Origin of the sequence: Sulfitobacter sp. G21635-S1 (assembly GCF_027213915.1) — a bacterium.
Taxonomy (GTDB): Bacteria; Pseudomonadota; Alphaproteobacteria; order Rhodobacterales; family Rhodobacteraceae; genus Sulfitobacter.
Genome location: NZ_JAPWGV010000002.1, coordinates 348579 through 368032 on the forward strand (window position 1 = coordinate 348579; position 19454 = coordinate 368032).

Sequence of the window (19454 nt, forward strand, 5' to 3'; positions counted from 1 at the left end):
ATTTAATGGTGCCCGGGGGCGGAATCGAACCACCGACACGAGGATTTTCAAACCGAAGCTTATTGAAGGTGTCCAACAGCTTAGCTTCGGAAAACCTGTCAAACCCACCACAGCGCATCAAGCACTTAGCGGCGAATTGTCAAACCTTGTCCCCGAGGCCATCCAATGAGCTGGCGGGTTGCGAATGCGTGTGCCGAACGGAAATTCGGGAGTGCGACGCGCAAGCAGATTATCATGTTCTTGGCGGACAAGGCCTCGGATGATGGTTCAGGCATCTGGTGTTCGAAGGGGACGATCCAGCGGCACACCGAGCTGGGCGAGACCACGGTCAAGCGGACGATCCGCGACTTCCTGAAGGAAGGCATTCTGGTCGAAACTGGCGCGCGGGGGTGCAAGAACGGATTCACAGTGGTCTACCGGATCGATCTGGCCCAGATCGAGGCGCTCGAGCTGACCGCCGAGCCCGATATCGAGACGGGGGCCACTGTGGACCCCGTCCAGACTGGACCCGGAACGGGGGCCACAGTGGCCGGGGTACCGGGGCCACTGTGGCCCCCAAACCATCCTAAAACCATCCATAAACCTCCTTCGCGCGAGCGCGAGGCGGCGGAGGATGAAGAGGCTGAGAAGATTCTGGCCGCCTATCCGACCGACCGGCTGCGCGGGAAGGCTGAGTGTCTCAATCGGATCAGGGAAGCTTTGGATGCTGGAACAAAGGTCGAGGCCCTGTTGCAGGCCGTCCAAGCCTACGGGACTGAGAGCAAGGGCTTCACCCGGTCCAAGGTCTGTTTCTCGGACAACTGGTTCAAGTCGGGTCGCTGGCGGAGCTATGTCGAGGACATCGCAAAGAGCCGGGAGACTGCGAAGGCCAAAGAAGCTGAGATGCTGGTAGGCTTGGCAAACTGGGTCACAGACAAGCATCCGCTTTGCCGCCACATCACGCCGGGCCAGATCGACGCGTTGCTGGCCGCAGAGCTTGTGACACAGGCGCAAATCCAGGCGGCGGGCCTTAGATCATGACCGCAACCGATCCCACCGAAGAGCAAACAGCAAGGCGACCCATGTCATACGCTGGCGCTGCTGACACGGGACCTTGCGAGGGGCGGCAAGCCTCCCCTTCGAACCCCACCGGCGCGGGAAATGCCCGCACCAAAGAGCCGCTGACAGAGACCTTCGTCTTCCGTTGCACCGCGTTCGAGAAGGCCCAGTTGCGCGCCAAGGCTGAGGCCGCGGGCCTGCCCGCCGCGACCCTGCTGCGCGAGGCGCTTGGCCTAACCGAAGCGCGTCGTCGTAAACCCATCCCCCGCGCCGATCCTGCGCTGGTGCTGACCGTCGGGCGCATCGGCGGCAACCTCAACCAGATCACGAAACAGATCAACGGCGCTGCCAAAAGAGGCGACTTTGCGGAGGTCGTGGCTCTCAGGTACCTGACCCGTTTGGTTGTGATCGAAAGGGGTCTGGCCAGTCTTCTGAAGGAACATCGAATTGCTTGATTTCTTCGTCAAACCTGCCGCGCTTCATGCACTCAAGCAAAGCAATTCCGGCCTGCCTGCGCAACGCATCGTAGAGCTGGTTGCTCTTAAGCCATTCAGGATCGTTAGTGTCTTCAGACGGATCGTTCGCAAGTGCTGTGACGAGTTCTTCTATCCGATCCAACTGGCTCATCTCATCCTTTGTGAATACCGGCTCGGTCATGCAGAGGAAGCATGTCTTAGGCGAGACATCGTCCCAAAGGTTCACGAACTCATACCAACCCATGCTGGCCGCGTCCTCTGGCACGACCGCCATTTCCAGCCATTCTATTTGTCTGTTTCGGATACGCTGTTTGACAATTGTACTGTCCATTCTGCGGTCCTTGTTCCGGCACGCGTTTCAGCATCTGAGAAAATCGAATGCTGATCAAGTTCTTCCCAAATGGCAAAGGCGCGGGCGCGGGACCGGTCGGGTACCTCGTGGCCGAGCGCGTGCTGGCCTATGACGACAACCGCGATCTGATCCGCGATGTGTCGGGCCAGCCGATGACCGTCACGCGCGCCCCGCTCCCCGAGTCCTGCGCGGCAACCCTGAGCGCACCGAGGCGTTGATCGACGCCAGCCGCCACCAGTGGACCTACCGCGCGGGCGTGATCAGCTTTGCCGCCGAGGACGCGCCCAGCGAGGCGCAGCAGGCCGAAGTCATGGACCAGTTCGAGCGGCTGGCCTTCGCGGGGCTGGACGGCGAGCAATACGACATGCTCTGGGTCCGACATACCCACGAAGGCCGGGTCGAGCTTCACTTCTGCACGCCGCGCCTGGAGCTGACGACGGGTAAGAGCCTCAACATCGCGCCACCCGGCTACCAGAACGCCTATGACAGCCTTCGGGACGTTATGAACCAGCGTCACGGCTGGGCCGATCCGATGGAGTTGGACCGAGTCCAAGAGGTCCGCGACACCATTGAAACCCCGACCCGCGCCCAAGGCCGCGACGAGCTGCACGCGTGGTTGCAAGACCAGATTAGCGTCGGCCTGATCACTGACCGCGCCACCATGATCGACGCCCTCACAGACGCAGGCTACGACCTGCCCCGCGTCGGTAAAGCATACCTGACCGCCCGCGATCCAGACACGGACGAGCGCTGGCGTTTGAAAGGAGAGATTTTCCATGAAGACTGGCAAGCCGACCCGGCTGAGCGAGAAGCTGAACGTGGAACTCGACACGATCCGGGCCGAACACGTCGCCTCGATCTCGTCTCAGCTCAAGAGCTTCAGGATCGATTTGAAGAACATTGTGGGCGCCGCGCAGCATACCATCGCGAGCGATACGCGCCGCTTCCAGACCGAGACGGCGACCATGTTCGAGACGCGGCTGAGATCGATCCACCTTTGGCTGACGATCTCACCCTGGCTGATCGCAGCGATGGTACTGACGGGGATCGCCTTGATGATGGCCGCGAGCTTCTTCTGGACGGTGCATCTGACACGCTCGGAGCTGACGGAACTGGGCCTGACACGGATCGAACGGCCCGAGGGGACCTGGCTGATCCTGGACCCATCGAAGACGCGGCTAAGGACCTGCACGATGGGCGGCAGATCAGTGACCTGCATCAAGATCGAGGAGAATTAGATGACGACCCCCCTGACAGCCTTGGAACGCGACTTGCTCGCCTGCGTCGAGCGGTTGGTGACGGCATGCGAGGTCTCAGCAAAGGAATTGAGCGGGTTAGAGGAACGCTCGACGACGAGGATCGAGAAGGAACTGGCTGGCTTGAAAGACTGCGTAGCGTTACTCATTCGTTCACAAGCCGCATCCATGAAGGCCTTGAACGGATTGCTGAACGACGAGGCGAGCTACAAGACGCTGGACGAGAGCTTGCAGCAGAGCTTGACCTTAGCGAAAGCCGCCGCCGAGAGATTGAGGGACAGCTAGACAGCCAGGAGGCCCATGCGGAGAGGGGGCTGCGGCATTGACGGTGGGCCGTTGATAGAAATTGTCGATGGCATCGCGAATAAAGATGAAACTGCAAATCACAATATGCCCAAACGCCATGCGTCACGCCCCATCTTTGATTCTCCTAATTAGGTCAGCAATTTGATCGTGATCGATTCCATTCATCTCTGTCGTCGTGACTAAAGTTGCCACTTCACCACCCCCCTCATCGGCGGATTTTACACCGTTCTTGCGGTACCATTCCTTCTTGTAGCCCCATTTCTTTTCATACTCAGGGTTGCCGAGCATGCCGAGGTGCTCCCACAACCACGTGACGCCGGTATCCGGGTCCTCAATCGTAAAATCAGGATATCGGCGACTGCCATCCGTGCCAATAAAGGGTAGCTCGTAGGCATACTCGATGCCGGAGGCGCTCAATTCATTGGCAATTATCACTTCGGACTTTGAGATCATCAGCTCTTTGCGTCGAGACATGTGAATATGCTTGCCGTCATAGACATGCTGGCCGATCTGCACGGGTTCCGGATCTTCGAACAGGTTTGTCAGACGGCGCGCTGCGTCTGAAAGATGCCGGTACTCAAGAAGCTTGTGCAATTCACCCTGGCAGAACAGGACAAGCCGTTCATTTTGGCGGGTCAGCGCCGTGTAAAGCAATTCACGTGAGAGAATCCTGCACGGGTTCGGCAGCACCACAAACACCGTGTCAAACTCGCTGCCCTGGGCCTTATGGACCGTAAGAGCGTAGGCAAGTTCGAGCAGGTTCTTATCCTCGCCGAGATCACTCTGCCAGTAGGTGTATTCGTAGCCCGGCTGCGAGGAGAGCGTGACCTTCAGATTGTTGAGCTTTGTTTTCTTGCCCTTTCTCTTGAAAGGGCCCGTAACGATGCCAATCTCGCCATTCGCGACATAGAGCAGCGGCTCGGTGCCATCGTCGAACTGTTCGGGGAAGACCCATCGCCTGCGATGGTTGCCGAGATTGATGACCTTGTCGCCATAAATGATCCCGTCACCGCCCATCGGTGTCGGCACCTTGGCGAACCTGCGGTCAGCAAGCGCTGCCTTACGCTTTGTCTCGCCGCGAAAGCCCTGCTGGATCAGGCGATTGAGCGTGATCGTGCCTGCCGCTTCACCCTTGATAGGCGAGAGGATTTGCCAACGGTCTGCTGCCGGTCCCGAGCTCCAGAAATTGAAATAGACCGATGAGCCGCTCGGATTGCCGCCAAGGGCCTGTACGGCGAATGATTGTTCCAGATTCTCAGGATCGACACCGAGCTCTTCTCCGATCACTTTAGGCAGCATCGTTGCGAGCGCTGCCGGGGTAGACCAGGAACAGATTCTCAAGTGTGGGCCGATCTCACCGTCGGTGACCCCGGCAATTATCTCGTCCTGCGCCGGTCCTGCTGGGCGGCCACTGAACAGCTCGGCGAACTCAAGATCGCGCCGCTCTTTGCCTTTTTGGCGGCTGCCGATAGTCAGCTCGGCATAGCCCTTGCCGATGCGCGGCTTGTTGGCGGCGAAGCTCTCGGGCTGCAGCAGCTTGACGATATCGACAAAGGGGCGTCCCGCGCCGATGGGCGGAAGCTGGCTTGGATCGCCGACGAGGATGATCCGCTCGACGCCGCCAAGACCGTCAAGCAGCGCAGCAAGCTGCTCTTCGGTCAGCATCGAGGCTTCATCAACTATCACGGTTTTGCAGGCAGAGTAGCGCTCGGTATCGCCCATCACGTGATAACTTTGCGTTGCTTCGTGGTAGCGCTGCGGTCTCAGAAACTGCGCAAGGGTTTTTGCTTCCATTCCTGTTGAAAGCTGCAGGCGTACCCGTGCCTTGCCGGTCGGGGCGAGCAGAAGAATGCCGCGATTTGCGATCGGCTCCGCTTCACACAAGAATTTCAGAAGGGTCGTCTTTCCCGTTCCGGCGGGGCCGATCAGCACAGAAAAGCGTGAGGCGGCAAGTTCTTCGAGTGCCGCGGCCTGTTCCTGGCGGCGAAGATACGCGCTCGATCCCTTGGAGGCCTTCTTGTCGTCGGGAAAGGTCATATCCAGCTTTTCGAGCCAGTCGATCTCGACGCTGTGCCGCTTGCCCTGATTGACGCGCTTCCTAACCGTGCTCGCGATCAGCTCGCGGCACACGACCAGCCGGTCGAGCTGGTATGCGGGCTTGCCGTTCTCAAGCTGACATTCGGTGATGATCGGACCGAGCCGGTCGGCATGGATTTCATACTGATCGTCAGACGCCGGAAGCGACGGGCTCAATGGCTTGTCGCGCAGTTTTGCAATGATGTCCGCCCGTGAAATCAGGGTATGGCCGTTGATCGCGGCCTCTTCCAACACGGCGGCGGTTGCCGCGCGTAGCCGCCTGCCATCAACAGGACCGGTGATCTTTGACGGTGCCTCCAGCGGGTGCTTGGTGGCGATCGCCTTCTCTGGGAACGCGCCCTGATCGATCGTTTCGAATGCGATGGACTCTGGCTGGTCGCGATCGCTTTCATACAGCAGATAAGGGTTCGCCATGATCGCTGCATCACTCAGCTCTTCGCCGGACAGAGTGATTCCGGCATTGCTTCGCGATGACTCGTCCCACCAGCGCATTGCCTGCGGCAATGAGATGTCAAAGCGGGCGAGCAGTTTGCCAAAGGCGAGGCGATCCGTGCCACGCTTTCCCGCAAGATAGGCCCATGTATCGGCAAAGCCTTCGACCTGGTCTTTCAGATCACCCGGGAGTTCCTTTGGGTCTTTGACCAGAGCTGCAAGGACCGGCCACGGATTACCGTTTTCGCCTGCTTTTTCCCAGCAGTGATATGCGAGCTGATAACCGTGTTCGACGCCCATAGCACACAGCACCGAGCCCATGCCCGGATAGGGGCCGCGCATGGTCCAGAGCTCGCCGAGCTGCTGGTCGATCCATTTTTGCTGCAGGCTCCAGTCACCCCCGAATTGCTCTTCGTAGTTTGCCAGCGCGGTCTTGATGCTCAGCAGAGCGGCGATGGCCGTTCCCGGCGAGACGTGCTCGCTCGCAAACAGAAATTCCTCGCGATAAGCATCGGGGATGAAGGCCATGTAGGGCGACGGGTCGAGCGCCGGATCATTGTCGCAGCGCTCAAGGAGATCGTGATAGGGCAGCAGAATGCCGTCCTTGCCGTCAGGCCGGATGGTATGGCCGACCGAGCGTTCCCAGAGATAGGAGCGCAGCCCGTCATGGTTGGGAGGATCGTAGTCCCATTCCTGCAGCTCGCCGACTGAGGTAATCCGGCCAACGCCGATCAGCATCCACTTGTCATCGTCGATGAGCGGGGTGCGCTTGGCATAGGCGAAGATCAGGCTTTGCTTGGGCTTGAGCGCGCCGAAGAAGGCATCCAGCAAGGCCGCCTGATTGTTCTCACCCTGAATCCAGGGCCTACCGGCCAGCCATCCCGGTTCGTCCGGTTCGTGCTCGGGCGCAGACTCGATCCCGTAGCGCTCGACGAGCGAATAGTTGTCGAGTTTCCCCTTCCGCCAATCCTTCCCCCATGCGCGCTCTTTCAGGAGCCAGCCAAACGGCGTTGCCGCCGCCGAATAGGCAGGGTGAATGAAGGCGGTATCGCTGATGTGGCTGTGGTGCTCACTCGTGCTCGAATAGGCGTGGTGAGCGATCCGGCGCTGCGGTCGCTTCGAGAGAAAGTTCACGCGCTCGGCAAAGCAGGGCGGAACGTCCTTGACCGGAATGTCGTCAAGAAACTCGCCTGCATAGGTCTCTTCGAGATCACCGTCCTTGCTTGCGCCGATGCGATTCAGCGCAAGGCAGCTCGCATTCTCGCGCGGTGCGCGGCAAACAGTGCCGTCCCAACCAGCGTCATGCCAGGGAACTCTAACCGATAGGTGACGTGTCGGAATCCGGGACATCGAGTGTCCTTTACTATGCGTGTCGGGCAACAATATCCGGTACCTCTTGTGGTTCAAAAGCAACGTCCCATGACCAATGTCTAAAGCCACCGACTTCATTCACAGCATCTACCCACTCGGCCAGTGCAACGCGTTTTGCCTTGTTTTGTGGGCTGTCAGCCCCTTTGATTTCCAACGCCAACATTTTGCCGTTTGTGTATTTCACCAGGAAATCAGGAACATAGCGCCTGCGCGAACCCGACCATAGATATTGTATTTGAAATCCTAGGTGATCATTCTTTGCGTAGGCCTGAACATCGCTCGATCTCTCGAACACGTTGGCTGCATGACCTTCCCAGGAGGAATCCCCCACCAAATGGCTGATATGTGACTTAACGGCAGGGAAATTGGGCTTGGTCGTGTACCAGGTGCGCATCTGTCCCGTGGAACCGATTGGGTTTTCCTCGTCGAAGATCGGCGTCAACTTGGTCCTGTTCTGCTCAAACACACTTTGCATAAGGTGCTGAACAACCAGATCGATGTTGAGAGCGATCAGAATGCGACGCCTTAGAGGATCGGAGTGAAAGAGCGACGGGATTTGCAGCGCCCCAGAGTCGATGAATTCTTCGACGATCCGGACAAGCTGCGCTGCAAGCAGGTCTTCCGACCCCTTAAAGCCATGATTTAAGCCTGCGAACCCCTTTCGGGCCGCTTGAAACACGAGGCGTTGAAGCCTGAAGCCGTCCGGGAGCTTTTCCAAGTCAATCGAGGAGACTTTGCCCAGGTCGGTTGCACCGCCTAGAGCAGGGGCTAAGTCCGCGCTGATGGGCGTGGAGGCAGGATCAAGCGTAAGTGTCTCAACGTCCGACCATTCAACAGACAGCTCGCGACGAACAATCGACTCGACACGAACCACGTTCGGCCATTTGATCTCAAGATTGGCGCGTTCAGGAACGACTTCAATCTGTGTTGTTGGCTTAGGTGGAGGTGGGGCTTCACCGGGTTCCCCGGCTTCGGAGATCGAAAGAGGAACGCCAAACACGTTCACGTATTCCGGTAAAAACAGACCATTCTCGTCTGTGTCGTAGGAAACCCGCCGAAGGCCTCGACCAACAACTTGTTCGCACAGCAACTGCGACGTGAACGCGCGCAAGCCCATAATGTGGGTGACGTTCTTCGCATCCCATCCTTCGGACAGCATCGCCACAGATATCACATTCTGCAGGTCCTGTCCGGCCTGTCCGCGTTTGCCGACATTGTCGATGATCTCGCGGAGCAGCTCTTCCTTCTTTAGGGCGGCCAACTGCCGTTTCCGGGTTTCCGGTATGTCTGACGCTTCAACGATCTCCTGAAGTCGCTGATCATATGCTTTGTCCGAAGTGGCCGCCTCGCCGATCTCCGCCTTGTCCAGTACCTTGGAGTCCACGCGCAAGGTCTTGTTGGGGGCCTGCAGCTCCGGCCAATGGGCATCACCCTGGTTGAAATAGTTCTCGATCCGGGCGGCTGTCTCTGTCCGATTGCACACCGTCAGCATAACAGGCGGTGAATGATGTCCGGCTTCGGCCCAGTCCTTCGCCGTCTCTCGCCAATCGGCCCCAAGAAGCGTGTAGGCATCTTGCACGAGCTTTGGCAGCGCCTCGTGCGGTTCTGCCCTCGCTCGGTTCAGGTCTTCGGAGACCGATTTGTCACGATAGATGTGGTAGAGCTTTGATCGTAGCGTTTTGGAATCCGGCAGCGCATCATCCCGAACCACTACGCGCGGCGTCTTTACCAGCCCTGCCTCAATCGCATCGTTCAGCCCGAAATCCGAGATGATCCAATCGAACAGCGCCGTGTCGGTGCTCTTCTTGCCAGTTGGGGCAAAAGGGGTCGCGGAGAGATCAAAACATCGTTGAATGCGGCGCGTCTTGTGGATGCGGTCCAAGCCTTCGATCCAGCGCGTCGCCTCGTCCAGGTCAATACCCTGTTCCGCCGCCTGCTTCTTGGAAATCTTCAGCTCTGGCGGTTTACGATAGGCGTGGTGAGCTTCATCGTTGATGACGATTATGTCCTTATGCGCGGCCAGCTTGCCAAGCACACGGCGCGTGAACGCCTCGTCAGACTCCTTGCCCTTCTGGACGACCGACCGCTGAACCACTTTCAACGGCATCAGCGTATGCCAGTTCTCGATCAACACCTCAGCCTGGTTCAGCTTCTGGCGCATCGACTCCGAAGGACACAGATTGAACTCATCGTAGTAGCTGCCCTCAGAAGGCATCAGCACCTGCAAACGGCCCTTCACGGTCAGGCCTGGCGCAACAATGAACACCGCGCGGCTGAAATCCTTGTTTCGCTTCGGATAGGTCAGCGCGTTCAAAACCTGCCAGGTGATGATCATCGCCATCACCGTCGTCTTGCCCGCGCCGGTGGCCATCTTGTTGCACAGCCGTTCCCACGCACCACCATCGCCTGGCACATGAACGCCCTGTTTGTAGGCCTCCGCGCCCTCGACCCACCAGATCAGCGTCTCAATCGCCTCCAATTGGCAGAAGTAGAACGGATGCTGGCGCGCGGTTTCGTCGTGCCAATGCTCCAACAGCTTGCGCGTCACGATGGTGATACCGGGCCAGCCAGCCTCGCGCCATTGATCCACCCGGTCGCGGATCGTGTTGACCATGGCCAGCACTTCGGTGCGCTTGGTGTTGTTGCGCGCGTCGAAGACCTCGTAACTCGCAGGCCGCCGCTCTGGCTTGATCTCCAGCTTGCCGCCTTTGCCCTCGATCCAATGCTGCTCTGGCCGCTCCCACGGGCGGTTGATGATCAGGGACATGGTTCAGCCTACCTGTATGCTACGTTCGGGCAACTTCATGCCCTTCTGGGCAAGCTGACGAGCTTCCTTGCCTCCAGCCCGAAAACTCGTTTTGCCGCTATAGAGCCATCGATAAGCAATTTCTCCTTTCTCTTCGGCAGCAGAGGTCAATGCTGCTAGATCAGCAAAATCCGGGGTCTTCAGCTTGGCTTTCAACCACTCCAGTTTCCTCAACATCACTGCAACCTCACCCGATCCACTTGCGGGATGCGGCTCGATCCACAATGCAAACTCAATTCCAGCAGTGAAGCCAACACCATAGTCCCAGCGATTGTCGTTGGGTTCATCGGCTTTGAAGTGCTCGTCAAGATCAACACTGCCCGAAAAAATTGCGGCTCCCCTGACACTTATTTGCCCCCGATACTCAGCTTTTACTGCTTGTTTCCCAGCGTTGCCGTATAGCCCGGCTGCGGTGGTGGCATCCAAGAACAAACTCATTTCTTTGACGCCCTAGCATTTGCCCTGGTGACTGCCTTCGCGACAACATCTGCCGAACGTCCAGCGAACCCATTCAGGTCACCCCAGTTTGCAATCGCCTCATCCTCTGACCCAGGGTCTAGAGACGAAATGTCTTGAGCCGCCTTGCCTCGCTCAAAGAAGTACACACGGTAGTCCTTGCCGAGTGAACTCTCTGCGATTTGTTTGGTTGTGGGGTTTGAATTCAGTTCAAATAGCTCGCGCACGTCGGACTCTTTTCCCCCACATTCTTGAACTTGCCGAAGCGCCCAAATCAAATCGAGCACTACAGTGGAGTGTGTGGAAATCACCACTTTGTATCCGCGCTTCAACAGCTCCAAGACCAAGAGCAAGAATGTAGACACCGCTCTTGGATGGAGTCCCATCTCGGGCTCTTCGATGACAACCCATTCGATGTTGTCGCGCTTTGAAACCTTGCCTGCCGGGCAGAGCCAATAGAGCCCCAAAAGAAGAGGTACGAACTCCCTCTGACCCGCCGACCAAGCCAAGAAGGGGAGCCCGTCAGACAAGCCCTCAATTTCTAGTGTCAGGGTCTTGGTAAAATCCTTGGGCTCTACCGTTAACTGCGCACCGCCAAAGAGGTTCTCTGCGATCGGCCCTTTGAGGCTTTCGTTGAGCCGGCCTTTTGCAGGGAACAGTTGCGCGTTCGAGCCGAATTCGTTCTGAAGCAGAATGTGAACCTGATGTGCGAAATAGCGAAGCACATAAGGGTCACCGAAATTGAAGCTCCCAAAGGTCTGAGAGACCCCTGAGGGCAAGCTAACAACTCGTTGTGCTGGAATGTAAAAAAGCCTTTCGATCTGCGAAGATTTAGGCTTCTTGAACTTAGTAAGTGCCTGAAGTTCGTAGCGCTGTCCTTCCCACGTCACATGCGGGCTGTTGTTCAACATGCCTGCCATACCGCGCCCATAAAAGCCGTTGATGACAGCTGCGGGATCGCCGTTGAAAACAACGTTTTGCTGCTCAAAAACGCCTAGTACATGGTTTCGGTCTGCCGCGAGCTTTAGCGTCTGTAAGAACACACTCTTGCCGCTGGCCTGCGGTCCGACCAAGACCGTCAAGTCGCCCAGGTCCACTTTTGCTTCGCTAATTGGTCCGACGTTCTCGAGACGTATCGAAGCACGTTTCTTTCTTTTCTTGATCGGCATCTCTATCCCTCCAGCGCGACGATTTTGAGGGATTCGATCCCGCGATCATCCACGATCTTCACCGCGATCCGCTTGTTGTCCCCGGCCTCGAACGGCAGCGACACCGTTCCGTGAAACTGCTCCAGCAGGTCTTCGTCCAACTCCGCGCGGATCGTCTTTTTCAGCCGGTTCCAGCCGCCCTTGGCATCGGCCATCGGGAAGAACACCTGATGCGGCATGAGCGACCGTTGATCGTAGTCCTGATCCAACGACCACATGGCGATCTGTTTGGTGCCGCCGCCCTCGATCTCGCCGGTCTTGGGGTTGAAATAGTCAAAGCCATGCACCTCGACCTGCCAAAGCCCATCGTCGCGCTTGCGCACATCGACCTCGGGCTGGCCCATCAGCCAGAAGGACTGGTTAGAGGATCGTGCCTTTTTCAGATCCTCGGTCAGCAGGTCCGTGTTCATCTGCACCTTGAGGAAGGTCATGCCGGGCACGTTCATCTCGTCGATGTCCTTGGCGGCCTCCGGGTCAAAGGTGAAGGCGCAGAACAGCAAGAACTTCGGCTTGGGCATCAGCGTGTAGGCTTCGTTCATGGCCTCTTCGACCTGGCGCTGCTCCAACGCGGCGTGTTCGGGGCCGAAGCTGACCACCACACGCTCGCCCGTATCGGCGACCGATCCGCTGGCATGCAGGAAGCGGGTGCCGGGGATCACCTCGAATTCGGCAAAGCGCATCATGTTGCCACCCTTGCCGCGGACGCCGGTTTTCAACAGCTCATCGCGCCAGAGCGACTGGCGCGAGGTTTCGCCAGAGCGGGCGACGGTGCTGTCAGCCTCTTCCGCTGGCAGGCTCTCGTCCAGTGACAGCACGGTGGGCGCCGGCACGGCCTCGACGCTGAACGGGCCGGTGATGCGCAGCTTGTTCTTGTCGATCCGGGGCTTGTCGTAGAGCGTTTCCTGATCCGCGTGATCGGCGATGGACTGGTCCATGCGGCGCTGCATGGCCTGGCGGGCTTTATGGAATGCCTCGAACGGGGCTTTGGCCCCCTCGGGCCAACCCTCGGGCAGGTCAAAGGGCACCTCCCATTCCTCCAGCACGTCGCCATCGCGGAACGACACCTGCTTGCCCTTGCGATAGCCCTGGGTGGGTTTGATCGGCAGCGGGGGCGCGGATTTGAGCGCGACGTTCAGATCGGCCAGCGCCGCCGCGATCTTGGGATGATCCTCGTCATAGATCGTGTCGATGTCGGGGTTGTTGGCGATTGATTTCAGCGTGATATGCGGCACGGTTTCATAGTCGAACCCGCCGGTCAGCCCCTCATGGGGATAGCGCAGGGCGTAATAGTCGAAACTGGCGGTCATCAGCCGCTGCTTGGCCAGCGTGATCGCCACACGAGAGGTGTCGCAGGTGATCCAGCGCCGCCCCCATTTTTCGGCGAGTACTGAGGTGGTTCCTGAGCCACATGTTGGATCAAGCACCAAATCTCCGGGATTTGTGGTCATGAGCAAGCAGCGCTCGATGAACTTTTCGGCAGTCTGAACGACATAGGTTCGTTGAGCGGCTGCGGGCTGATCCGTCCAGGAATTTTCAAGTTTTACAACTGGAAAATCGCGATAGAACTGCTTCATGTATGGGCTCGATCCCAGCAGCAGTAACCTTCCAGCTTTGGAAGCCCGCACCATTCCTTCTTGAGTAGTCCCCCAACTTTTTCCGCCAAACGGTTTGCAGAGATGGCCCTGAAAATCGAAATCGTAGATACAACTGGGCGTAAATCCCGATGAAGTCAGTTTTGACCTGCGGAAAACTTGATCCCAGTTCGGCAGACCGGAAAAGTGTTCCTCAGAGACTTTCTCAAAGTGATGACCTTGGGCAACGAAGCGCCACTCTTTGTCGTCGGAGATGTCACGCATCCCAAAGACGTTGTTGAAGGTCATATTCGCGGGGTTTTTCGCATACCAAATGAGGTAGTCGTAAACCTTCGCGATACCTTTCTGGCCGAGCGGGCTTGTGGCTTTGAAATTGATCTGTGCAACGAAGCGCTCTGGCCCGAATATTTCGTCCATCAACTCACGAACGTGATGCACATTCTCATCCGAAATTTGCACAAACACCGACCCACTCTCGGTCAGCAGTTCCCGCGCCAGAACCAACCGGTCGCGCAGATAGGTGAGGTAGGAATGGATGCCCAGTTCCCATGTGTCCCGGAACGCCTTGATCATCTCGGGCTCTTGCGTCAGGTCGGCGTCTGACCGGTCCTTCACGTCGCGCTTGTTGGTGAACGGCTGAAAATTCGACCCGTATTTGATGCCATAGGGCGGGTCGATATAGATCATCTGCACCTTGCCGCCCATGCTCTCCTTGGTCAGCAGCGAGTTCATCACCAGCAGGCTGTCCCCCGCCACCAGCCGGTTCGACCAGCCCTTTTCGTGGTGGTAGAAATCCAGCGCTTGGCGCAGCGGCAGGTTTTCAAACGGGGCCGCAAACAGGTCCGCCTGCCGCCACTGCGCGCTTGCGTCCTGCCCTTTGAGCCGCTTGGCCGCATTCGCCAGGATCGTCGCCGGGTCCACCCGTTCATGGACATGAAGCGAGACGGTATCGACCTCGAACGAGGTCTTCTCTGCCTTACCCGTCCAGTTCAGGTAAGGAGCCTGCAAGCGTTTGAGTTCCGTCAGCGCGTCCTTCATCCGCTCCGGATCGTCGCTGGCCAGCGCGTCATCGATCAGCGTCTCAATCGCCCCCCGAGCGCTGTCAAAATTTAGCACAGGGTCCAGATGCGGATCATAGGCCCAGGTGGATTTCTCCCCATCCGGGTCGGTGTCGGCATGCACCATCCCCACCTCGGGGTTGTTCACGCGGGTTTCGCCATGGCGATACGACAGCACCTCGGTCGGTTCATCCGACTTGCGGCTGGCCTTCTTGCGGGTGCTGGTGCTGGCCTTGGGTTCCTTCGCCACGGGCGCGGTCAGCTCCAGATCAGCCACATCCGCCCGATAGATCGACCCGCCACGCCCCTTGCCCCGGCCCAGTGTGCCATAGTCAATCAACGCATCCCGCGCTTCGGCATAGGCTTCGTCGGACAGAGTCGGGATATGGTCGCGCAGCAGGGCCATCATGGCCCCGTTGCCGATGGAGGAGCCATCTTCGGGGGTTAGTGAGAGAATGAGATCGGAAAGATCGGACGTCATGAAATGAACCTTTGAACCTACTTGGAGTCTTGCAGCGAAGGTCGGGGAAGTTTTGCAATCTGGCGTTGAAAGTAGGCCTCGAGTCCGGCGGCAAGCGCAAGTGCTGGCGACATGATGACAAGCGCGATTGTCGAGACCCCGAGAAGTGCCGCGAGCGCCCCAACCGGAACAGCGCCGCCAACCATCACCAACGCGAAACACGGCAGATAGATAACCGCGGCGAACAGAACGATGTGAAAGATCGGGTCCGTATAGCGGACGAGATCGTTGTGAATCCGCTCGATCACAACCCGTTTCTGTCTTTGCCAATGTGGCAGGTCAGTGATTTGCATCTGTTACTCCCTCAACAATTCGATCCAGGTGTGAACGTCTTCCATCTTGATCTCCGGCCCATCGATAAGAGACCGATACCACCGCGCCACGATGGCCCCGCGCTTCTCGCTTTTGATCCGAATGCCTTGGTCTGTCAGGAAGCGATCCAGAGAGGTTTCGAATTCTTCCAGCGCGTCGATATCGTGCTGCACGCGCGCAGCTTTCGTGCCCAGAAGAATCCAGGTCACGTCGGCTCCAAATTTCTCATCGAGCATGACCAAGGCCTCAATCGGCAGCCCCCGCTCGCCCTTCTCATAGCTATGATAGGCTCGCAGCGAAACGCCGATTTCCTTGGCCATGTCCGATTGGGACAGTCCGATTTCATTGCGCGTGATTGCAAGTCTGGCTCCTATGCCAACAAGCAAATCGGTGGGATTTTGCCTCAAATGCGGCTTCCTATTGACGGACGTGCTATTTTCAACAAATATGCAAAAAATAGCACAGTGATGGTTGTTTCTTATCTGACCACGCCAGCCGCGCCAAAACAACCGATTCCGCGCAAACCCAATGAAGGAGGTCATTTTGGAACAAGAACGCCTGCTTTCACCTAAACAGCTCAGCGAGATCGTTGGGCTCAGCCCTGCGCAAATTCGCGCGCTCATGAACACCGGCAAACTGGAGTTCGTGGAGATTTCATCGAAAACCAAAATGCTGACCATGAGCGGCTGGGAGCGGTTTCAGAAGAACGCGACCAAGGTCAAAAGAGCCGAGGGTTCGGTGGTGAATTGACGGGGGTGTCTGGTTATGGCGACGACCAATCTCAATATCAGCGTGATCGACAAGCGCATGCTGAAGCAGTCTGAGGCCGCGAGCTACGCCGGGCTGCCGGTGAAGCACTTCAAGGCGGCTTGTCCCGTGCGCCCCGTTGAGTTGAAGCAGGGTATTTTTGCTTTGGGATCGCCGCGACCTTGATCTCTGGATTGATGATGTGAAGTCCGGGGCCGCGACCGACACCCGCGACGCCATTCTGGACCGCCTTTGATGACACAGGTGCGGGTCAAAGGGTTCAAGATTTTCAAGGACCGGCACGGGAAGCCACGCTGTTATCACCGTGAGACCGGCCACAAAGTTGACCTTGCCCACGCGCCCATCGGCACTGCCGAATTCTTTGCCGAGTGTGAGACGATCCGCGCCATCGCTGAGGCTCAGCGGGCGAAAGCCCCAAAGGCCGGAACGCTTGGCGGGTTGATCCAGTCTTACTTTGAAACCGAACACTATCAGAACCTCGCCGAAGCCACCCGGCGCGACTACCGCAAATGTGCCGATTTCCTTGAGCCGATCCGCGATATGCCGATCCACGTTATCGACACACCGCTAATCGCGGGTATCCATGACAAGGCCGCAAAGAAGATTGGTTGGCGGCGGGCAAATATGGTCCGCACTCTTCTCAGCGAGGTGTTTCGCTACAATATCCCGAAGGGGCTCATCTCCGCCAACTTCGCCAAAGACGTCATTCCCAAGAGACGCCCACGCGACCGTGCATATGCCAACCGCCCCTGGACCATCGAGGAGCGTGACACCGTCTTGGGCAAGGCGAAGCCCCATGTGCGCGTGGCCCTTGCCCTGATGATGAACACCGGCCTAGACCCGTCCGACGCCTTACGATTGCGGAATGATCAGGTGGATGACGGCACGATCTGGGGCGTGCGTGGCAAGACAGCCGAAGAGGTTGCGATTCCGGTCAGCCCGACCCTTCAGGCCGCGCTTAACCGCATGCCTAACCACGATGCCGAGACTGTGCTTTCCAATTCGCGCGGTGAGGCATGGACATATAACGGCTGTTCGACTGTTTGGCACCGCTTCAAGACCGCCCTTGAGAATGAAGGCCTTATCGAAAAAGGCCTAACCCTCAAGGGTTTGCGGCACACGGTCGCCACGACTTTGCGCGAGGCGGGCCTCGATGAACGCCGCAACGCGGACCTTCTGGGGCAGAAAACTCCGTCCATGGCGCGGCACTATTCGCGCTCTGCGAACCTTGCCGACAAGAACCGCGAGACCATGGCGACACTGGAAGAAGAGAACCGAAGGCGGGCCAAAAGTGTCAAACCTTCGCAGAGAAGCGTCAAACCTGACCGAAACGAGGATCAGTCATGAGCAGAAAACACAATCATATCAGCTTGTTAAGTGGTGCCCGGGGGCGGAATCGAACCACCGACACGAGGATTTTCAATCCACTGCTCTACCCCTGAGCTACCCGGGCACGGGTCACCACGATGTGGTCGGGTGAGCGGGTTCTAGGACCTCTGGGGCGGGGTGTCCAGCCTCTTTTTGCCGCTGAAACCAAAGGGCTTTCAGTGTGGCTTTGATGGCGTGTCCGCCGCGGCTTCGGCGGCCTCGATGGCGGCTTCGATGTCTTCGGGGTCGGTGGAGGGGGCCGCATAGCTGCCGTTGAACCATTTCGCCAGGTCCAGGTCGGCGCAGCGGCGCGAGCAGAAGGGGCGATAGGCCTTGATCACGGGCTTGCCGCACATCGGACAGGACATCACAGCACCTCCGACAGGGCCGCCCGCATGCGCTTGCGCTGCAGTTCGAAATGGCCAAGCGGGGTCCAGCCCACAAGCGCCGTTTCCACGTCATCCCCCCGGAAGGCCGCGCGCAGGGCGGATTCAAAGGCGCGGCGGTCCTTTTTCGGCATCGGGGCCAGGTCCAGGGTGATCTGGCCGCCCAGGCCCCGCACCCGCAGTGCGCGGGGCAGCAGGCGCGCGCAGGCCATGTTGGCCTTGACCCCGGCGGCAAGCGAGGCGTCGCTGCCGGTGTTCACATCCACCGCCACCAGCGCGCGGGTCGGCTCCACATAGATCGAGGCGCCACCGCCCAGACCCACCTGCGGGCCGCGTGCGGCCTCGACCTCATCCATCACGCCGTGGTCCTCGAAACCGCCCGGCTCCGTCACCACCTCCGCCGGGGTGGTCCAGTCGCGCCAGGCCAGCACATGGGGGCCGTCGCCTTCGCTCAGCACCTCCATCCCGGTTCCGCCGTCCTCCATCACCCGCTCGGCAAGGTCGAGCATGGCGGTGATGTCCTCGGCGATATCATCGTCATCCGCAGCGGCGCAGGAGGAGCGCAGGATCAGGCCAAAGCCGCTGTCCCCGGCGCTGTCATGGGCCACCTCAAGCAGGCGGTCGCGCAGCGCCTCGTCCTTGATGCTGCGCGAGATGTTCAGCCCCGGGGCCTCCGGCGTGACAATGGCATAGCGGCTCTTGAACAGGATCTTGGCAGTGACCGGGATCGCCTTGCCCGGCTCGGCAAAGCCGGTGACCTGCACCAGGATCGGCTGACCGGGGGCCAGCCCCTTGATCTGGCGCAGAAAGGCAGAGCCGTCGGGGGTTTTCAGGAACATGCCGCCCTGCCCTTTCACCGGCCGGTCCGCGATGGCGCGGTAGACGGTGCCGGGGCGGGGGGCGTCGCTGTCGATCAGCAGATCGTCCAGCTTGCCGTCCACCATCAGGGCGGCGGCCTCGCGGTCGCCCAGGTGGTCCAGAATGATGGTGCGGCCCTTCATGAGGTCCCTTTCAGCAATGGATAGCCCGCTGCGATCAGCAGGTTCGCGGTTTCGGCCAGGGGCAGGCCCACGATACCGGTAAAGGAGCCGCTGATCCATGGGATCAGGGCGCCGGCAGGCCCCTGGATGCCATAGCCGCCCGCCTTGCCCTGCCAGTCCCCGCTGGCAAGGTAGCTGGCGATTTCTGCGTCAGACAGGGATTTCATGCGCACGATGCTTTGCACGTCACGCTGCCACAGCCGGTCGCCCCGTTTCACGGCGACGGCGGTGATCACCTTGTGGCGGCGCCCCGACATCATCCGCAGAAAGGCTTCGGCCTCGGCCGCATCCCCGGGCTTGCCCAGGATGCGCCGGCCCAGCGCCACGGTGGTATCGGCGCAGAGCACGATGTCATCGGCTGCGCAGGGGACGGCCGCCGCCTTTTCCCGCGCCATGCGGGCGCAATAGGGGCGCGGCAGTTCGGCCTTCCCGGGGGTTTCGTCGATGTCGGGAGAGCGCACGTCATCGGGGACCACGCCGATCTGGGCCAGAAGCTCCAGCCGCCGGGGCGATCCCGATCCGAGTATCAAAGTCGGTCTGTCAGTCAAAACCACCTGCCGTAGGGTGCGCATTCACTGCGCACCATCCCGCGCCCGCACCGAGCGCCAAACG

The 19454-nt window shown here is 59.0% G+C and carries 19 protein-coding genes, 1 tRNA gene and 1 pseudogene; 9 read left to right on the forward strand and 12 right to left on the reverse strand.

From position 1 onward, the window contains the following. Positions 1–165: 165 nt before the first annotated feature. Positions 166–1020: a hypothetical protein gene (locus O4H53_RS03900; protein ID WP_269361564.1), complete on the forward strand. Its 855-nt coding sequence runs from the start codon at positions 166–168 to the stop codon at positions 1018–1020. Continuing rightward, positions 1017–1493 carry a plasmid mobilization protein gene (locus O4H53_RS03905; RefSeq protein ID WP_269361565.1) on the forward strand — a complete coding sequence of 159 codons (477 nt, stop codon included), beginning with the start codon at positions 1017–1019 and terminating at the stop codon, positions 1491–1493. Before O4H53_RS03900 ends, O4H53_RS03905 begins: the two co-directional genes overlap by 4 nt. Here the strand turns inward: O4H53_RS03905 and O4H53_RS03910 are convergent. Further along, positions 1420–1845 carry a hypothetical protein gene (locus O4H53_RS03910; RefSeq protein ID WP_269361566.1) on the reverse strand — a complete coding sequence of 142 codons (426 nt, stop codon included), beginning with the start codon at positions 1843–1845 and terminating at the stop codon, positions 1420–1422. The two genes, O4H53_RS03905 and O4H53_RS03910, sit on opposite strands and share 74 nt — an antisense overlap. Positions 1846–1892: 47 nt before the next feature. Between O4H53_RS03910 and O4H53_RS03915 the strand changes: the two genes are divergently transcribed. The 4 genes and pseudogenes from O4H53_RS03915 to O4H53_RS03930 all read left to right on the forward strand — a co-directional run bounded on the left by O4H53_RS03915 (position 1893) and on the right by O4H53_RS03930 (position 3407). Further along, complete coding sequence (locus tag O4H53_RS03915; RefSeq protein WP_269361567.1) at positions 1893–2084, forward strand: hypothetical protein; 192 nt, start codon at positions 1893–1895, stop codon at positions 2082–2084. A gap of 38 nt (positions 2085–2122) precedes the next feature. Next, positions 2123–2329 (forward strand): annotated as a pseudogene (locus O4H53_RS27165) (relaxase/mobilization nuclease domain-containing protein); the annotation flags it as partial. A 313-nt stretch (positions 2330–2642) separates the two neighbouring features. Further along, complete coding sequence (locus O4H53_RS03925; protein WP_269361608.1) at positions 2643–3104, forward strand: hypothetical protein; 462 nt, start codon at positions 2643–2645, stop codon at positions 3102–3104. Continuing rightward, entirely contained in the window at positions 3105–3407 is a 303-nt protein-coding gene (locus O4H53_RS03930) for a hypothetical protein (RefSeq protein ID WP_269361609.1), read from the forward strand. 123 nt (positions 3408–3530) lie between these two features. Here O4H53_RS03930 and O4H53_RS03935 read toward each other — a convergent pair whose 3' ends face one another. From O4H53_RS03935 to O4H53_RS03965, 7 genes are read right to left on the reverse strand one after another with little or no spacing between them, the layout of a single operon-like run. Next, positions 3531–7307 carry an AAA family ATPase gene (locus tag O4H53_RS03935; RefSeq protein WP_269361568.1) on the reverse strand — a complete coding sequence of 1259 codons (3777 nt, stop codon included), beginning with the start codon at positions 7305–7307 and terminating at the stop codon, positions 3531–3533. A 13-nt stretch (positions 7308–7320) separates the two neighbouring features. Further along, the gene (locus O4H53_RS03940; RefSeq protein WP_269361569.1) at positions 7321–10095 is read right to left on the reverse strand and encodes a BPTD_3080 family restriction endonuclease; all 2775 of its coding nucleotides are present in this window, start codon (positions 10093–10095) and stop codon (positions 7321–7323) included. Between the two features lie 3 nt (positions 10096–10098). Continuing rightward, positions 10099–10560: a hypothetical protein gene (locus O4H53_RS03945; protein ID WP_269361570.1), complete on the reverse strand. Its 462-nt coding sequence runs from the start codon at positions 10558–10560 to the stop codon at positions 10099–10101. A gap of 8 nt (positions 10561–10568) precedes the next feature. After that, positions 10569–11759 (reverse strand): AAA family ATPase, encoded by a 1191-nt coding sequence (locus tag O4H53_RS03950; RefSeq protein WP_269361571.1) that lies wholly within the window; start codon positions 11757–11759, stop codon positions 10569–10571. 2 nt (positions 11760–11761) lie between these two features. Beyond that, positions 11762–14929 (reverse strand): site-specific DNA-methyltransferase, encoded by a 3168-nt coding sequence (locus O4H53_RS03955; protein ID WP_269361572.1) that lies wholly within the window; start codon positions 14927–14929, stop codon positions 11762–11764. A gap of 17 nt (positions 14930–14946) precedes the next feature. Continuing rightward, positions 14947–15261, reverse strand: a complete 315-nt coding sequence (locus O4H53_RS03960; RefSeq protein ID WP_269361573.1) for a hypothetical protein — start codon at positions 15259–15261, stop codon at positions 14947–14949. A gap of 3 nt (positions 15262–15264) precedes the next feature. Beyond that, positions 15265–15687, reverse strand: a complete 423-nt coding sequence (locus O4H53_RS03965; RefSeq protein ID WP_331284218.1) for a helix-turn-helix domain-containing protein — start codon at positions 15685–15687, stop codon at positions 15265–15267. Between the two features lie 136 nt (positions 15688–15823). Here O4H53_RS03965 and O4H53_RS03970 point away from each other — a divergent pair, with 136 nt between their 5' ends. From O4H53_RS03970 to O4H53_RS03980, 3 genes are all read left to right on the forward strand, one after another. Further along, positions 15824–16030, forward strand: coding sequence for a hypothetical protein (locus tag O4H53_RS03970; RefSeq protein ID WP_269361574.1), 207 nt, complete (start codon positions 15824–15826; stop codon positions 16028–16030). 15 nt (positions 16031–16045) lie between these two features. Further along, positions 16046–16213 (forward strand): hypothetical protein, encoded by a 168-nt coding sequence (locus O4H53_RS03975; protein WP_269361575.1) that lies wholly within the window; start codon positions 16046–16048, stop codon positions 16211–16213. A gap of 69 nt (positions 16214–16282) precedes the next feature. Further along, positions 16283–17395, forward strand: a complete 1113-nt coding sequence (locus O4H53_RS03980; protein ID WP_269361576.1) for a tyrosine-type recombinase/integrase — start codon at positions 16283–16285, stop codon at positions 17393–17395. Between the two features lie 31 nt (positions 17396–17426). Here the strand turns inward: O4H53_RS03980 and O4H53_RS03985 are convergent. The 4 genes from O4H53_RS03985 to O4H53_RS04000 form a co-directional block, all read right to left on the reverse strand. Then, positions 17427–17501 (reverse strand) — tRNA-Phe (locus O4H53_RS03985). A gap of 91 nt (positions 17502–17592) precedes the next feature. After that, the gene (locus O4H53_RS03990; RefSeq protein WP_269361577.1) at positions 17593–17784 is read right to left on the reverse strand and encodes a DNA gyrase inhibitor YacG; all 192 of its coding nucleotides are present in this window, start codon (positions 17782–17784) and stop codon (positions 17593–17595) included. After that, entirely contained in the window at positions 17784–18803 is a 1020-nt protein-coding gene (locus O4H53_RS03995) for a ribonuclease E/G (protein ID WP_269361578.1), read from the reverse strand. Before O4H53_RS03995 ends, O4H53_RS03990 begins: the two co-directional genes overlap by 1 nt. Next, the gene (locus tag O4H53_RS04000) at positions 18800–19414 is read right to left on the reverse strand and encodes a Maf family protein (RefSeq protein WP_269361579.1); all 615 of its coding nucleotides are present in this window, start codon (positions 19412–19414) and stop codon (positions 18800–18802) included. Before O4H53_RS04000 ends, O4H53_RS03995 begins: the two co-directional genes overlap by 4 nt. Between the last annotated feature and the right edge of the window lie 40 nt (positions 19415–19454).

Coding starts and splice junctions, on each gene's coding strand:
- O4H53_RS03900 (WP_269361564.1), top strand. CDS start 166: ATGAGCTGGCGGGTTGCGAATGCGTGTGCCGAACGGAAATTCGGGAGT.
- O4H53_RS03905 (WP_269361565.1), top strand. CDS start 1,017: ATGACCGCAACCGATCCCACCGAAGAGCAAACAGCAAGGCGACCCATG.
- O4H53_RS03910 (WP_269361566.1), bottom strand. CDS start 1,845: ATGGACAGTACAATTGTCAAACAGCGTATCCGAAACAGACAAATAGAA.
- O4H53_RS03915 (WP_269361567.1), top strand. CDS start 1,893: ATGCTGATCAAGTTCTTCCCAAATGGCAAAGGCGCGGGCGCGGGACCG.
- O4H53_RS03925 (WP_269361608.1), top strand. CDS start 2,643: ATGAAGACTGGCAAGCCGACCCGGCTGAGCGAGAAGCTGAACGTGGAA.
- O4H53_RS03930 (WP_269361609.1), top strand. CDS start 3,105: ATGACGACCCCCCTGACAGCCTTGGAACGCGACTTGCTCGCCTGCGTC.
- O4H53_RS03935 (WP_269361568.1), bottom strand. CDS start 7,307: ATGTCCCGGATTCCGACACGTCACCTATCGGTTAGAGTTCCCTGGCAT.
- O4H53_RS03940 (WP_269361569.1), bottom strand. CDS start 10,095: ATGTCCCTGATCATCAACCGCCCGTGGGAGCGGCCAGAGCAGCATTGG.
- O4H53_RS03950 (WP_269361571.1), bottom strand. CDS start 11,759: ATGCCGATCAAGAAAAGAAAGAAACGTGCTTCGATACGTCTCGAGAAC.
- O4H53_RS03955 (WP_269361572.1), bottom strand. CDS start 14,929: ATGACGTCCGATCTTTCCGATCTCATTCTCTCACTAACCCCCGAAGAT.
- O4H53_RS03960 (WP_269361573.1), bottom strand. CDS start 15,261: ATGCAAATCACTGACCTGCCACATTGGCAAAGACAGAAACGGGTTGTG.
- O4H53_RS03975 (WP_269361575.1), top strand. CDS start 16,046: ATGGCGACGACCAATCTCAATATCAGCGTGATCGACAAGCGCATGCTG.
- O4H53_RS03980 (WP_269361576.1), top strand. CDS start 16,283: ATGACACAGGTGCGGGTCAAAGGGTTCAAGATTTTCAAGGACCGGCAC.
- O4H53_RS03990 (WP_269361577.1), bottom strand. CDS start 17,784: ATGTCCTGTCCGATGTGCGGCAAGCCCGTGATCAAGGCCTATCGCCCC.
- O4H53_RS03995 (WP_269361578.1), bottom strand. CDS start 18,803: ATGAAGGGCCGCACCATCATTCTGGACCACCTGGGCGACCGCGAGGCC.
- O4H53_RS04000 (WP_269361579.1), bottom strand. CDS start 19,414: ATGCGCACCCTACGGCAGGTGGTTTTGACTGACAGACCGACTTTGATA.